At 43.1% G+C, this 14,454-nt stretch carries 12 protein-coding genes and 1 other annotated feature; of the genes, 6 read left to right on the top strand and 6 right to left on the bottom strand.

Annotation, left to right across the window (positions count from 1 at the left end):
• Positions 1–43 precede the first annotated feature (43 nt).
• Positions 44–931 (bottom strand): TIGR01777 family oxidoreductase, encoded by an 888-nt coding sequence (locus ABTV07_RS02260; RefSeq protein ID WP_433746943.1) that lies wholly within the window; start codon positions 929–931, stop codon positions 44–46.
• Between the two features lie 197 nt (positions 932–1,128).
• Between ABTV07_RS02260 and ABTV07_RS02255 the strand changes: the two genes are divergently transcribed.
• Complete coding sequence (locus ABTV07_RS02255) at positions 1,129–1,803, top strand: NAD(P)H-dependent oxidoreductase (RefSeq protein WP_433746941.1); 675 nt, start codon at positions 1,129–1,131, stop codon at positions 1,801–1,803.
• A gap of 46 nt (positions 1,804–1,849) precedes the next feature.
• Here ABTV07_RS02255 and ABTV07_RS02250 read toward each other — a convergent pair whose 3' ends face one another.
• Together ABTV07_RS02250 and ABTV07_RS02245 are read right to left on the bottom strand one after the other, a co-directional pair.
• Positions 1,850–2,920 (bottom strand): C45 family autoproteolytic acyltransferase/hydolase, encoded by a 1,071-nt coding sequence (locus ABTV07_RS02250; protein ID WP_433746938.1) that lies wholly within the window; start codon positions 2,918–2,920, stop codon positions 1,850–1,852.
• 79 nt (positions 2,921–2,999) lie between these two features.
• Positions 3,000–4,091, bottom strand: a complete 1,092-nt coding sequence (locus ABTV07_RS02245) for a threonine aldolase family protein (protein WP_433746935.1) — start codon at positions 4,089–4,091, stop codon at positions 3,000–3,002.
• Between the two features lie 165 nt (positions 4,092–4,256).
• Here ABTV07_RS02245 and ABTV07_RS02240 point away from each other — a divergent pair, with 165 nt between their 5' ends.
• Positions 4,257–4,964, top strand: a complete 708-nt coding sequence (locus ABTV07_RS02240; protein ID WP_433746932.1) for a hypothetical protein — start codon at positions 4,257–4,259, stop codon at positions 4,962–4,964.
• Complete coding sequence (locus ABTV07_RS02235) at positions 4,961–5,710, top strand: hypothetical protein (protein WP_433746929.1); 750 nt, start codon at positions 4,961–4,963, stop codon at positions 5,708–5,710. Before ABTV07_RS02240 ends, ABTV07_RS02235 begins: the two co-directional genes overlap by 4 nt.
• Positions 5,711–5,772: 62 nt before the next feature.
• Here the strand turns inward: ABTV07_RS02235 and ABTV07_RS02230 are convergent, their stop codons facing one another.
• Positions 5,773–6,429, bottom strand: coding sequence for a Type 1 glutamine amidotransferase-like domain-containing protein (locus tag ABTV07_RS02230; RefSeq protein ID WP_433746926.1), 657 nt, complete (start codon positions 6,427–6,429; stop codon positions 5,773–5,775).
• Positions 6,430–7,573: 1,144 nt separating this feature from the next.
• Positions 7,574–8,077, bottom strand: coding sequence for a GNAT family N-acetyltransferase (locus ABTV07_RS02225; RefSeq protein WP_433746924.1), 504 nt, complete (start codon positions 8,075–8,077; stop codon positions 7,574–7,576).
• 182 nt (positions 8,078–8,259) lie between these two features.
• Positions 8,260–8,463: a binding site (T-box leader), on the top strand.
• A 59-nt stretch (positions 8,464–8,522) separates the two neighbouring features.
• On the opposite strand from ABTV07_RS02225, the gene ABTV07_RS02220 reads away from it, so the two are divergent.
• The 3 genes from ABTV07_RS02220 to ABTV07_RS02210 all read left to right on the top strand — a co-directional run bounded on the left by ABTV07_RS02220 (position 8,523) and on the right by ABTV07_RS02210 (position 12,361).
• The gene (locus tag ABTV07_RS02220; RefSeq protein WP_433746921.1) at positions 8,523–9,863 is read left to right on the top strand and encodes an amino acid permease; all 1,341 of its coding nucleotides are present in this window, start codon (positions 8,523–8,525) and stop codon (positions 9,861–9,863) included.
• Positions 9,864–10,073: 210 nt separating this feature from the next.
• Positions 10,074–11,474 (top strand): APC family permease, encoded by a 1,401-nt coding sequence (locus ABTV07_RS02215; RefSeq protein ID WP_433746918.1) that lies wholly within the window; start codon positions 10,074–10,076, stop codon positions 11,472–11,474.
• 254 nt (positions 11,475–11,728) lie between these two features.
• Positions 11,729–12,361, top strand: a complete 633-nt coding sequence (locus ABTV07_RS02210) for a 2OG-Fe(II) oxygenase (RefSeq protein WP_433746915.1) — start codon at positions 11,729–11,731, stop codon at positions 12,359–12,361.
• Positions 12,362–12,402: 41 nt separating this feature from the next.
• Here the strand turns inward: ABTV07_RS02210 and abc-f are convergent, their stop codons facing one another.
• Positions 12,403–14,334, bottom strand: a complete 1,932-nt coding sequence (abc-f, locus tag ABTV07_RS02205) for a ribosomal protection-like ABC-F family protein (RefSeq protein ID WP_433746913.1) — start codon at positions 14,332–14,334, stop codon at positions 12,403–12,405.
• Between the last annotated feature and the right edge of the window lie 120 nt (positions 14,335–14,454).

Raw genomic sequence — 14,454 nt, 5'->3', positions numbered from 1 at the left:
GCCGAATATCCCGCGCAGTCCTTTTTCTTACTATTATGGGCATTTATTGTATAATCTCTTCAATAGCACCATCTAGAGAAGGGAATTTAAACGTATACCCTTCGTTCAACAATCTTTCAGGGATGACCCATCTGCTTTTTAAAATCAGTTCCGTTTCTGTCTTGATAAATACGGCTCCCATTTCGAGCATCCATACTGGGGAAGGCAGACCCCATTTCACATTCATGGTCTTTCTCAACAGCTCCATAAGCTTCCGGTTGTCGACTGGATTGGGTGCAGAGCAATTGAAGACCCCGCTTAAATCCTCTCTTTCCATTAAAAATCGCATGATTTGATGCAGATCTTCGATGTGAATCCAGCTGAACTTTTGATTGCCCGGCCCTTGATGTCCCCCAAGACGGAATTTAACAAGGTTTTTAAACGGACCCATGACACCGCCGTCAGGTCCCAAAACGATTGCGATCCTTAACGCTGCTTGGCGCGTCTTCGGAAGATCGAATCCAAAAAAGGACTTTTCCCATTCCTTTGCTACCTCAACTGAAAATCCGCTCCCGATTTCACCGTCTTCTTCTGTCATCGGGCGATCCTCTGCGTGGCGGTAAATCGTCGCTGTGCTTGAATTGAGCCATAATGCAGGAGGGTTTCCACATTTTAACAGAGCATTTCCCAATAGCTCAGTCGTTTCTGTTCTTGATCTGAAGATTTCTCTTTTATTTTTTTCATTGTATCGGCAATCCACTGACTTCCCTGCCAAGTTGATTAGGACTTCAGCGTTTTCTAATGCACTTACGATTCCTGATTCATCCTCCCACTGAATATTGGGGGAACGCCTGGAGATGATGCAGACTTCATAACCATCCTCTGTGAACTTTTCTTTAAGATATTGACCTATAAATCCTGTTCCACCGGCAATGACCACTTTTTTCTCCATCATATCAGCCCTTTACATGAAATTCACATTAAAGTTTGTGAACTAATTCACATATATTATACCTAATATTTTCCACGATATAAACCCCTTATTTGAAAAATTACAGCACATTCTCCGATACGAATGAAATGAAATGCACATAATGAATGTGTTACCTTTAAGAAGATGTAAAAATGTAAGGAAAGGAACGATGATGTATGCGCGATAAAGACACATTGAAACAGGAAATCCTTGAGGCTTTTCATTTTAGACATGCAACGAAGCAGTTTGACCCTGATAAGAAAATACCAGAAGAGGATTTTCACTTCATCATGGAAACAGCCCGCTTATCCCCGAGTTCCTTCGGCTTTGAGCCATGGCGCTTCCTTGTGATCCAAAGCGACGAAATGCGAGAAAAGATTAAGGATGCCGCTTGGGGTGCTTACGGAAAACTTCCTGAAGCAAGCCATTTTGTGGTGATTTTATCCCGCACAAAAGTCGATACAAAATATGATTCAGCTTACTTGCAGGATCATTTCAAGAATGGAAAGAACATGCCTGAAGAAAATTACAATAAGTATATGCAGCGCGTCGAAGAGTTTCAGAAAGAAGATTTTAAGCTGCTTGACGGAGACCGTCCGCTATTGGATTGGGCAGGCAAACAAACGTACATCGCCCTTGCCAATATGATGACAGCGGCAGCCCAGATCGGCATCGACTCCTGTCCAATTGAAGGATTCAATATGGAGAAAATGAACAAGCTGCTCGCTGACGAAGGCTTGTTGGAAGATGGCCATTTCGGCATTTCCGTCATGGTCGCATTCGGCTACCGCGTCAATGAGCCGGCCGAAAAAACACGCCGTCCATTTGATGATGTCGTTAAATTCATTTAATAAACGAAAGAGGACCGGAAAATCCGGTCCTCTCTTTTTATCTGTTCTACCTTTTATACCAATCCTCATTCTCATCCATGTGCAGAAATGGAATATCTGTATCAACGGCGCCTGTGATCCTTTCCTCTTCAAGATCTGTTTCTTCCAGCCACTTGCCAAAGTCGAATTCTACAGGCTCCCTGTCACCGCCGAGTGCAATCCAAGCCTTCATTTGATGCGGCAAGTAGGCAGTTGTGTGGATAGTTCCTGCCCAGCTCCCGTATAAGTCCGAAAAAACTCCCTTTTCGGTATCATTCAATAAACGGAATGCCTGATGAGCATTTAATGAAGCAGCTGCCCGTGAATCTTCAATGACTTTGAGCCTTCGTTCAGAATCAACCAGATGCCTGCGGTTTTCATCCTTCATGATTTCAAAATGGTTTGTGCATGCCGCTGCTTTCCTTACTTCCACATTCCGAGGAGAAGTTTCAATCACAACAGCCTCCCCATCCCTGTCATAGACCACATAGCTAAACGAATGACGGTGGGGAATTTCCTTCAGCATCGCTGCCGCTTCGGCAACGGTTGCGCAAGACTCCAGGATGAGCCTGCCGATCATGCAGCAGATGAAGCCGTCACCGGGCTTTTTGCGATTCATGAAATTATACCCGACAGCTAGCCCGTGTTCATTCATGCCATCCATCCGGCCCGTTCCCCGCTGGCTTGGTCCAATCATCGCATACCCCTTGCCGTCAGTCGGCTGGTACAATACGTACCGTCCTTCATACGTCTTCGGATGGTAATCGTAGTTGCGGATGAGATAGTCCTCTCCCGTCAAAATCGAGCAGCCGGAACGATTATACTCCACCCGGTAGCCGCCGAACTCCTGCAGCACCTGCTGCATCGGCCATTCCAGAGCATCCTGAAGCCCTAAAAGCTCGTCCCATATTCCAGGCGCGAATCGCTTGATTTCCCGTTTTGCTTCCTGTTCATCTATTTTGAATCGGGGCTTCCGCACTTTCCATTGATTTTCCCGATTGATGACGGTCAAAGAATCCTTCAGCCGCATACCCTGCATATAGCCAAAGTCGTAATGTGAACCTCTGAATTGGATAATCTCGCTGTAAATGTCCTTCATGTCAGCCCTTCTTTCCTTTCTTGGAATCGTCTCAATCAGCATATAGGATTATTCCAGGAAAAGAAAACATCCCGCCTCTTTACTCGCCGGCTGCCTTCAATTTTTCATCCATCATCCAGAAAGCATCCATCAAACGATCTTTTGGAACAGTATGATATAAATCACCGATTGTCGCTTCATACGAGCATTGGTGATCATTCACTTCCTTCAGATAACCGGTAAAGACGACGCCTGTTTCTTCAGCTACCTCGAGCAAAATCGCCTCTGCCTTTTCTTTCGAAACATGAAAATGGACGTGGAACATATTTGAAACCGGCACAGCCGGAATGGTCTCAACCTTGTCGCATGCATTGAAAAAAGAAGCATATTCGATTGCCTCAATATAATATTGCTCCATCTTCCCGACTCTCTCTTCAAAATAGTGATCTGCTGCCAGGATGTACGGGTAGAGACTGATCAAGTTTCCGCCGTGGCGTGTTTTCCAGACCTTCGCTTCCTGGGTAAAAGATTCATCTCCGGCTAAAATGGCACCCGCGATGCCGCCGATTCCTTTATAAAGAGAAACATAGACACTATCAAATAAAGAACAGACCTCAGCAGCTGTTTTTTGATAGTATGGCAGCACTTCATACAGGCGAGCCCCGTCTAAATGGAGCCTGATCCCTTTCTCTTTGCAATAAGAAGAGATGTCTTCCAACGTCTTATAATCAGGCAGCTGCCCTCCGATTTCACGCTGAGGGAGTTCCAGGAGAACGGCTGAGACTTCATCCTCCATGTTCAAGATATCCTCCATTTCAATCACTCTATCTTTTTCTGCCAAAAGAACGGACTCAATTTGATGGAGCTTTTTTATGCCTTCCTGTTCGTGGATTTCCAAGTGGCAAAGCGGATGGTAGGCAACTTTTTTTATCCCTTTTTCATCACACCAGATCCGCAGGGCAATCTGCTGCGCCATTGTACCGCTTGGAAAAAAGACCGCACTTTCTTTGCCAAGGTACTTAGCCATTTTTTCTTGAAACTCCTCGATTACCTTCCCTGACCCGTACATATCACTTTCCAGATGTTCGTCAATTGTGTCGAACGCATCTGTCAGGACTTTCACGTTTCTCTTCCCATGTCCATTGACCGGAAATTCTGCACTTTTAAAAGCTTCTATCAGCGTTTTAGTCATATCTATCTCCCCATTTATGTAAAATTTCTTGAGTGGCTAATACTCATTCTTTCTAGATAAAACGTGGAGATTCCTCTTTCGGGGCATGATCATTTTTAATAATCAGCATAAAGCTACCCATTTATTTGATAAAATGGATAAAAAGAGAAATAAGGGGGATTCATTTTGTCCAACTTCAACCTCCCAGCCGTTCTATTCAGCCTTGCTGCATGGGGGCTAATTATTTTTTCAGCAGTTTTTATTTACCGCAGAAAAGAGATTAAGCTGAAAAAATGGAAAATCATATTCGTAATGCTAATCGGGTTATTTTCATTTTCGTTCAAGATGCATTTCTACGCGGTGCTAATCCAAATTTCCATTCTCCCTCTTGGCGTATGGATTTTATTCGGTGTTTTGCGCAGGAAAGAAGGCCGATGGCAAACCTACCGTCCATATGCCTGGCTCGGATTTGCAGCGAATTTCATTTTTTTGATTTCCAGCATCCTGAGCATTTCCGTCCATCACATGCTTTTTCCACGAGATGAGGCAAGCACGTATGTCTCAAACATCCACTCCCCTTCGGTCATTGTGATCCATCCGAGCGGCAAGGAGGAAATGGTCGATTCCAAGAAGCTTCAAACTGCAGTGGAAAATATGGAAGAAAAAGAATTGAATATCTTTAATTGGCATGATCAAACCGTTTCTCTCGATAGAACACAAATGGTAGAAACTTTCCCTTATGTTTTGAAGGGAACTTCATCGAAGTGGGGAAGCGGCATTGAGACACTTGTTTATGTAGAGAAGGATGGAAAAGGGATTTTGATAACGAGCAAGGAAAAACAGCACTATTTCCGCTCACCTGATTCTATTTTCGAGGGGGTGGATGAAGAATGACCAAACGAAGAAAAATTTCAATGTTTCTAGCACTGGTGCTCGTGATAGCCATATTTTTAGTCTATTGGTTCTATTTAGCAAAGCCGAGCGGCCTTCCTACGGAAAAAGAAATTCTGTCCATTGCCGGCCGGGAAGATACGACGATTCGTCCCGACAAGATACAAGATATCCTTTCAATCGACTCAACTCATGTATTGGTTCCTATTATTACTTCCGAGGACACGTACGGGCTGATTTTTATGGTATGGAAACACCATAAGTGGACCATGGATTCAATTGTAACCAATGGCTCCCCAAGGATCTGGACCTTAAAGAAAAATGACCCGTCTTCACAATACATCGTTTGGAACATGCATCCGGATGACCAGCTGGGGCAGATCGACTTTTACCTATTAAAAAGGCGATCCTATTCCGGATCAGGAGGGATATCCACATATGAGCCTGGGACGCAAATGAAGACCCCAGCTTTATTAAATGAGAGCACCTATGGATTCAAGAAACTCCCGAAAGACTGGGCTTACTATATGGAGAAGTTTAAGGACACTTCCCGGAATGCGCCACAATCCATACTGGAGAACTTTTTTTCAAACAGCCCTTTGTATGTTGCCTGGCTCCCGCTGAATCAAAAAGGGCAGTCTGCATTTCCTGAGCGTTCCGTGAATGGAGAAAGCTATCACACGGGTGATCAAATAATTGATCAATTATTTATTCTTGGTAATGAGGATCTTGAGGGAATGATTCATTAGGGGAAAGGAAAAGGACCATACTAGTTAGAGTTTACTACTCATAGGTATGGTCCTGATCTTGTTTATTCATTCGCCATAAATTCAAATGGTGTTTTTCTGCCATCGCGAAATTCAAAAGCTTCTTTCGCGATGACATGACAATTCGTTTCCGTAACATGAATAGCAGCTCCATCTGACAGAGCAATTAATGGAATACTGTATTGTTTAGAGATTTCACACAGTAATTTGTCATCACTATTTTCATAATGGCACCATAGTCCCTTATTATGTATAAAGTTCAATGGCTGATAATCTTCTACTCTTTTTTCAGGAGTCGTATGGGAAACATCGCTTCCGAATATTATTGCACCTGCACTTTGTCCAAAGATAGTGCCTCCATCTTTGAAATACTCAATTAAAGTCTTTTCGAACCCACTATTTTTAATAGCATTTAATAAAGTTAAAGTACTTCCACCACTAAAATAAACAGCTGAAAAGGATTTTAATTCTCCTAAGGTCCTTTGGTTTAAATCTGTCCACATCAAAACTTCCTTAATTCCCAGTGGCTTGAATATGCTTTTTATATAATCAAGACTCTCAGTGTACGGACGATGATTGGGATCTCCTGCTAAAGGGATGTAAAGGACCGGTTTATCTTTCTCAATTATTGTTCCAAGAAATTTGTATACTTCAAGGTTTTGCTGAAAGCTTCCCCCACCTGATAATATTAAATTTCCCATATCATTCCCTCCTATATAAGACCCTTCCCTAATTGGGACTTGTAATCAGCGCCGGGATTATTATTTTTCAATCTTACTGGCTAAGAACATTTGTACCAAATTGATGGTGTATCAGTCACTGGCGCATAACGCCGGCATTTTCGCGCATAAGCGGCACTGACCGGCGCATAAGAGTCAATTTTCGCGCATAAAGAATGCCAAGTGGCGCATAACCGACCATTTTTCGCGCATAAACCCCGTCAGGAAGGGAAATCCACTATGAATTCCACCCTGTTTTTCTCCAAATGTCTCTTGCAAATCTCCTTCACCTCGAAATAGAGGAAAATTTTACTCATTTAGACTCCAAATTGGACACGCAGGAGGTCTTTTTTCTATATTTTTCCCCTCTTCAACAAGTTGGCATTTATTTTCATGAATAGAATGGCTAATTGTTGGTGTACCAGCCACTGGCGCATAACGTCGGCATTTTCGCGCATAAGCGGTACTGACCGGCGCATAAGAGTCAATTTTCGCGCATAGAGAATGCCGAGTGGCGCATAGACAACCATTTTTCGCGCATAAAACCCGTCAGGAAGGGAAATCCACTATGAATTCCACACTATTTTTCTCCAAATGTCTCTTGCAAATCTCCTTCACATCTAATTAGAGCAGAATTTTACTCATTTAGACTCCAAATTGGGCACGCAAGAGGTCTTTTTTCTATATTTTGTCCCCTCTTCATCAAGTTGGCACCTATTTTCATGATTTTTTCCTTGACCACCATAGAATGGCTAATTGTTGGTGTACCAGCCAATGGCGCATAAGGCCGGGTTTTTCGCGCATAAGCGGCACTGACCGGCGCATAAGAGTCATTTTTTGCGCATAAAGAATGCCGAGTGGCGCATAACCGACCATTTTTCGCGCATAAACCCCGTCAGGAAGGGAAATCCACTATGAATTCCACACTATTTTTCTCCAAATGTCTCTCGCAAATCTCCTTCACCTCTAATTAGAGCAGAATTTTACTCATTTAGACTCCAAATTGGACACGCAGGAGGTCTTTTTTCAACATTTTGTCCGCTCTTCATCAAATGCCGACTATCTTCATGACCTTTTTCCTTTCAAACCATGCAAATGGCTGCGAGAATGGATCGGGTCCCTTTTTTTACAACACTTTCCGAAATGCTTTTACCACAACTCCATCATCCGCAGGCTCAAAGTCATGCTCGGGGACATGCTGGAATCCCAATTTTTGATAGAGTTTCATCGCTGTTTCCATGAATGGGGCCGTATGGAGTCCGATGTGAGTGCATCCCCTTGCTTTGGAGCGGCGCAGGCATTCATTTATCAGTAGTGGTGCTATCCCTTTTCCCCTTGCATGCGGGTTAACTGCGAGCATACGGATTTCAGGGTGCTCTGACGAATCAACGAGCCCTCGGTAGGCATCTGTTTTTTCCGGGCATAATACAATGCTTCCTACAATTTCCCCTTCAAGCTCTGCTACAAATATCATTGCACCATTTTCTTGATCTGCTTTTGAAGATATGGCTGTCCTCAAACCTTTCCAATGGTTTGCTGAAATCTTGTTTTTGTGCTCGTCATAAGCTTCCAGCCGCTGCTTTCTTATCAGTTCCAATTCTGTTTCTTGGGCATCTCGAATAAGCACCATGCTTCTTCCTCCATCCATCGTTTGAATGAAACCATTATAATCCAATTTTTGGATTGAATGTGCATATTAATTTTATTCCTGAGAATACTATTAAATATCAAAAACGCATTTGACATATTTTCAAAATGTGATATAGTAGTAAAAACTTTAATACTTAAAAGCGTTTAAGTAATAGAATATTTATAGAAGCGTTGATAGGAATTCAGTAGTTTTTGTCCTGCTGCTTATAGAGAGCTGATGGATGGTGGAAATCAGCACACAGACAAAAATGAAATTCACTCCTTGAGCTCCCTGGTGAATCAGGGCGGTGTAAGCCGTTAACAAAATGAAGCGGCAGGTTTTTTTCCTGCAACTAGGGTGGTAACGCGATATTCATCGTCCCTACTGGTATTTCCGGTAGGGGCGTTTTTATTTTTTATTGTCCAGATAGAAAGGGTGTTTCAGCATGGAGGAGAATCAGCAGGCGTTGAAAAAAGGATTGCTGCCAAGGCATGTACAATTCATTGCATTGGCGGGGATGATTGGAACAGGTATCTTTAAAGGCAGTGCAGACACATTAAGCATGGCAGGGCCGAGTGTAGTGCTTGCCTACTTGGCAGGAGGACTTCTCCTCTTTATCGTCATGGCAGCTTTAGGGGAAATGGCCATGATGCATCCCAATTTAAATGTCCAGAACCTTGTTCATAAAGCTTTTGGATTCAGAATTTCATTCATCGTCGGATGGCTGTACTGGATCAACTGGATCCTTGTCACCATCGTTGAATTATTAGCAGGCGGAAGCTTCCTGCAGTACTGGCTTCCCGATGTGCCGTTATGGCTGTTGAGCCTGATCTGCGGCATCGTCATTATTGGAATCAATTTGTTTCAGGTCAAGCATTATGGTGAAATGGAATTCTGGTTTGCCGGAATCAAGATATTAGCACTCATTGCTTTCATTGTTTTAGGTTTCCTTATAATATTCGGCATTCTGCCAAGCCATGTGGATGATCCCATCTCCAATTTCACAGGGCATGGAGGAATCTTCCCGCATGGATTCGGCGGAACAATCAGCGCCCTTTTAGTGGTCATGTTCTCGTATGGAGGCGCAGAGTTGATCGGGGTCGCTGTCACTGAGGTCAAGGATTCGGAGAAAGTCCTTCCGAAGATCATCAAAGGGACGGTCTGGAGGGTCATGATCTTTTACGTACTCCCAATGCTCATTATCTGTGGATTGATGCCTTGGAACGAAGTATCGGCAAAAGAAAGTCCATTTGTGCAGGTCTTCAGCCTCTCAGGTCTTCCTGGAGCAGCGCATATCATGAACTTCGTTTTATTGACGGCCGTACTGTCTGCAGCCAATTCAGGCATCTATGCGACTTCAAGGACCCTGTATTCCATGGCACAAAGCGGCGAGGCTCCAAAAAGACTGCTTAAAACAACAAACACGGGCATTCCGATCAACGGCATCATGATCACCAGCTTCTTTATCGTCGTCGGTGTGTTCCTTGCATACATGACGCCTGAACAAGTCATCGGCTATTTGATGACAATCCCAGGATTCACGGTCATGCTGATCTGGATTGGAATCTGCGCTGCCCATCTGAAGCTTCGCAAAGAAAATCAGATGCGTCCTTCCTTCCAGCTCAAATGGTCGCCGGCAACGAACATCATTGCCATCGCAGGTCTTTCATTCATCTTCATTTCATTTTTATTCAATAAAGATAATATCATCGGTTCCACGGTATGCATTGCCGCAGTAGCCGGACTAACAGTCATTTCGATATTCGCAAAGAAAAAAATACACTAAATATTTGATAAGAGCGGTGCTTCCACCGCTCTTTTTTTATTCGACAAAAATCGGGGCGTCACAGGCACTACCCGATTTTTGTCGAACTGTCTAAATTATATAAATACATTTAAAAATCTTATTTTAATAAATTATATTGTATAAATATTCTTTCCGACGTATTATTAATCTTGCATTTTAATTTATATTTATTCAGGAAGGAATACAGCCATGAATACTGCTTCTACTAAAAAGCTTGGTGTTTTGGGATTATCCATCATCAGCGTCAATACAATATTAGGATTAAAGAATATTCCTTATGCAGCGACTGTCGGCCCATCTGCGATTCTATTTTGGGTCATCGCGGCACTTCTATATTTCATCCCCCTCAGTTTGATCATAGCGGAGCTTGCGACAAGCTATCCCGAACAAGGAGGCGTCAGCGCTTGGGTTAACCGGGCATTCGGACAAAGAGCGAGCTTTTTAAGCAGCTGGTTCTACTGGGTAGCAAATTTCACCTACTATCCATCATTGCTGCTTGGCATCACGGTCAATATTTCATATGCCATCAACCAGCCAGCGATTATCGATAACACTTGGCTCAGAACGATCATTGCTTTGACGATCTTCTGGGTCGTTACTTTGCTGACACTCCGGGGTACGAAAATGAGTGAAAAGCTGGCGGCCATCGGAACTCCGATCGGGCTGGTGGTGCCGGTCATACTCATTTTTGGATTCGGTGCCTACAGCATCTTTAGCGGAAACCCTTCCGCAACGGAATTTACCGCAAAAACGATCACGCCAAACAGTTTGTCTCTGGATACTATCATGTTTTTATCCACATTGATGTTTGCCTTTGCAGGGATGGAGATGCTTGGAACGATTGCCGGCGACGTGAAAAATCCGCAGAAAACGTTCCCGAAAGCCATCGGAATCACTTCTGCCATCATTGCTGTCGTTTATATCCTGGGAACAATTGCATTCCAATTTGTCGTGAATATCAAGCCTGATCAAACGGCAACGGCACTGTACCTGTTCGCGGATAAAGCAACGGCGGAATTCCATTTGCCATTCCAGTTATCTCAAGTTTTAGGGATTTGCTTTGTCATTTCCATCATTGGCGCTTTATCTTTTCTTATCCTGAACCCAAGCGTCATGTTCTATGAAAGCGGCAAAAATGTCCTGCCGAAAATTTTGACTAAAACAAACAAAGCCAACATGCCATCCAACTTAATCTTATGGCAATCAGCTGGGGTGTCTGTGATCCTATTATTCTCTGGTTTCATCCCGACCATTTCCAGTGCACTGAATATGCTGACATTCATGGCGACATTAGCTTTCTTCATTCCATATGTTTATCTGATCCTTGCCTATATCAAGTTGCGCAGGAATGATAAGACAACTGTACGTCCATTTAAAATTAAGAGTACGTTCATGGCGTATGTCGTGGCTGGAGCTGCCCTGTTTTCCGTCATCGGAACGATAGCTTTGACTTTGATTCCTGCTCCGCATACAACCATTTCAGAATATGCACCACTTGTTGTCGGTCCGATCCTGTTCGCAGGCTTGGGGCTGTGGTTCTATCAGCTCGGTACAAAAGAAACACGCACACAACTGAAAAAAGCAAGTTAATAGAAAAAGCTCAACCCTATGAGGTTGGGCTTTTATTTTGCCATGAAAAAAAGATAGTAAATCTCTCATACGCGGTGTAAAATGAATATCAAAAAATGGAATTCACCCATTATATTTTCGCGTCCTGGAGGTTGTTGCTGACTACTGATATTAATCCTGATGATCTTTTTAAGGCGGGGAGTCAACCGAATCCTTCCGCTGGTTTCCTCTTATTTATCTAAATTTTAAAAATATACTGAAGAGGTAGATGAAAGTTGAGCATACTTACGAAAGAACCTACTATTTTTAATCACGTTGGGAATAAGATCAAAACGGATGACCGTGAGATTAATATTATTGCTAGATTCGAAGAGCCGCTGGTCGTTGTTCTAGGAAATGTTTTGAGCCATGAAGAATGCGATGAGCTGATTCAATTATCCAAGGAAAAAATGGACCGCTCCAAGATCGGATCCGGCCGCGATGTAAATGAATTGAGAACAAGCAGCAGCACCTTTCTGCCGGAAAATGAAAGTGATGTAGTCGAAAGAGTTGAAAAGAGAGTGTCCCAGATCATGAACATTCCTTTCGAGCACGGGGAAGGCCTTCAAATCCTAAACTACCAAATTGGCCAGGAATATAAAGCGCACTTTGATTTCTTCTCCAAACCTGTTAACAACCCGAGAATCAGTACACTTGTCATGTATTTAAATGATGTGGAAGAAGGCGGAGAAACGTATTTTCCAAGCCTGAAATTGTCCGTTTCCCCTCAAAAAGGGATGGCCGTTTACTTCGAATACTTCTATGATAATCAGGAATTAAACGATTTGACGCTGCATGGCGGAGCACCTGTCATCACAGGAGATAAGTGGGCTGCCACTCAGTGGATGAGGAGAAAACGATATAAATAATGTAGAACGGACGGCTCCCTATAATGAGAGCCGTCCATTTTCTATTCTGCATATAGCTGCAGCCACTGATCCATTACCACTTCTAATTTTTCAGTGAATTCCTGTTTCTTCACATAAAGGTCATTCAACTCTATATGATTTAAGGATTCGACCGTCATCACCGTATCAATTGCTTCAATCTCTCTTTCCAGTTCATCGATTTTCCCCAATATGTCAGACTCGCTTTCCTGCTTTTTAGGGTCCCCTGAATTTCTTATAACTTTCTTTTCTTTTTCTGCCTGTTTCGGAGAGTCAGTGGCCTCCCTCATCTTCGCCTTCTCCTGTTCACTTTTGAAATAATCATAATTTCCCAGATAGCTTCTCAGGCGGCCATTTTCCAGTGAAATCACTTTCTCCCCGATTTTATTGATGAAATAACGGTCATGGGACACGAAGAAAATGGTCCCTTTGAAATCCTCCAATGCTTCCTCAAGGGTTTCGATGGAATCGATGTCGAGATGATTGGTCGGTTCATCCAAAATCAATAGGTTGATATCTTGAAAAAGGAGCATGGCGAGCTTTAATCTGATCCGCTCCCCTCCTGATAAGTGCTTCACTTTCTTGAACACGCTTTTCTTGTAAAACATAAATTTGGCAAGATACTCGCGGGCTTTCCCCTCAGGGATGGAGATATCTCCCCTGAAGCATTCCAATACGGTTTGGTCTTCATCTTGGAAAACGATTTTCTGAGGCAGGTAGGCGGCTTGCACATTTGCCCCGAGTTCCACAATCCCGCTGTCTGGCTGCTCTTCCCCCAAAAGCATCTTCAGGAAAGTCGATTTCCCGCTGCCATTAGGTCCGACCAGCCCGACTCTTTCCCCAAAATGAATCATAAGATCTGCCTTATTGAAAATCACTTTGTCGCCGAATTTCTTGGTGAGTCCGATTGCCTTTATCGTTTCTTTTCCTGAACGCTGAGCCTCTTTAAAGTCCAATCTCATATTGCGCCTCTCAAAGACCGGCTTATCAATCAACTCCATCTTATCGAGCTTTTTTTGGATGCTTGCTGCCCTTCTGAAAAATTTGTTATTGTCGGCACGCATGGCCCAGTCCCTTAAATTCGATACGGTCTTTTCCATACTGCCGATCTTTTTCTGCTGCTCACGGAAATGCTCATATTGAATGCGCATATTTTCTTCTTTCTGCTGGACAAAGGAAGTGTAGTTCCCTTTATAGGAAATGGACTCCATATCTTCTATTTCAACGATCTTGGTTGCCGTATTATCTAAAAAGTACCGGTCATGGGAAACAATCAGGACAATCCCCTTGTAGTTCTTGATATATCCTTCCAACCATTCAATGGCTTCCATATCCAGATGGTTGGTCGGTTCATCCAGGAGGAGGATACCAGGGTTGTGAATCAAGAGCTTCCCTAATGAAACGGTTGTTTTTTCCCCACCGCTCAATAAATCGAAATCCTTATCCAAGAAACTATCGCTGAAATTCAGCCCCGTGCAGACTTTATTTAATTTTTCTTCTCTTTCATACCCGCCCCTCACTTCGAATAATTGTACGAGCATGCCATATTGATTCAGTATCTTATCCAGCGCATCATTTTCCAGCACCTTCATCTTTTCTTCCAATTCACGCATTTGCTTTTCTATTTCATCAACTTCTTCAAATGCTAAATTCAGCACTTCCTTCACTGTCAATCCTTCAGGGAATACAGGGTTTTGCTGAAGATAGGCTCTTGTTGTGCCTTTGGGCATATGAATGATGCCCTCATCGTATCCCGAGCTTGAAGTCTGGGGATAGCCAGGATAATAATTCATCGGTTCTATACCGGCAATCACTTTTAGGATTGTGCTTTTTCCGCTTCCGTTTGCCCCCACGATCCCGATTTTTTCACCTTCATATGCTTCAAATGTGATATTCTTTACGACCAAAGTGGCTTCCATATATTTTTTAATGCCGCTCAATTTTAGTTCTAACATTTTCATTCCTGCTTTCATCCATAATTTTTACGCTGTTTCATGGACAAGGCAAAGAAGACGTCATGATTTAGTTTTTTTAAAATAAAAAAGACCATAAGAAGATGCAATCTCCCTACAGTC

It is taken from the genome of Falsibacillus pallidus (assembly GCF_050990905.1).
Taxonomy (GTDB): domain Bacteria; phylum Bacillota; class Bacilli; order Bacillales; family DSM-25281; genus Falsibacillus; species Falsibacillus pallidus_A.
The sequence above is the reverse complement of the archived record's forward strand: the minus strand, read 5'-3'. Positions and strand labels throughout refer to the sequence as shown.

Excerpts from the sequence above, each read along its gene's own strand:
- ABTV07_RS02260 (WP_433746943.1), bottom strand. The coding sequence starts at position 931 with ATGGAGAAAAAAGTGGTCATTGCCGGTGGAACAGGATTTATAGGTCAA.
- ABTV07_RS02255 (WP_433746941.1), top strand. The coding sequence starts at position 1,129 with ATGCGCGATAAAGACACATTGAAACAGGAAATCCTTGAGGCTTTTCAT.
- ABTV07_RS02250 (WP_433746938.1), bottom strand. The coding sequence starts at position 2,920 with ATGAAGGACATTTACAGCGAGATTATCCAATTCAGAGGTTCACATTAC.
- ABTV07_RS02245 (WP_433746935.1), bottom strand. The coding sequence starts at position 4,091 with ATGACTAAAACGCTGATAGAAGCTTTTAAAAGTGCAGAATTTCCGGTC.
- ABTV07_RS02235 (WP_433746929.1), top strand. The coding sequence starts at position 4,961 with ATGACCAAACGAAGAAAAATTTCAATGTTTCTAGCACTGGTGCTCGTG.
- ABTV07_RS02230 (WP_433746926.1), bottom strand. The coding sequence starts at position 6,429 with ATGGGAAATTTAATATTATCAGGTGGGGGAAGCTTTCAGCAAAACCTT.
- ABTV07_RS02225 (WP_433746924.1), bottom strand. The coding sequence starts at position 8,077 with ATGGTGCTTATTCGAGATGCCCAAGAAACAGAATTGGAACTGATAAGA.
- ABTV07_RS02220 (WP_433746921.1), top strand. The coding sequence starts at position 8,523 with ATGGAGGAGAATCAGCAGGCGTTGAAAAAAGGATTGCTGCCAAGGCAT.
- ABTV07_RS02215 (WP_433746918.1), top strand. The coding sequence starts at position 10,074 with ATGAATACTGCTTCTACTAAAAAGCTTGGTGTTTTGGGATTATCCATC.
- abc-f (WP_433746913.1), bottom strand. The coding sequence starts at position 14,334 with ATGTTAGAACTAAAATTGAGCGGCATTAAAAAATATATGGAAGCCACT.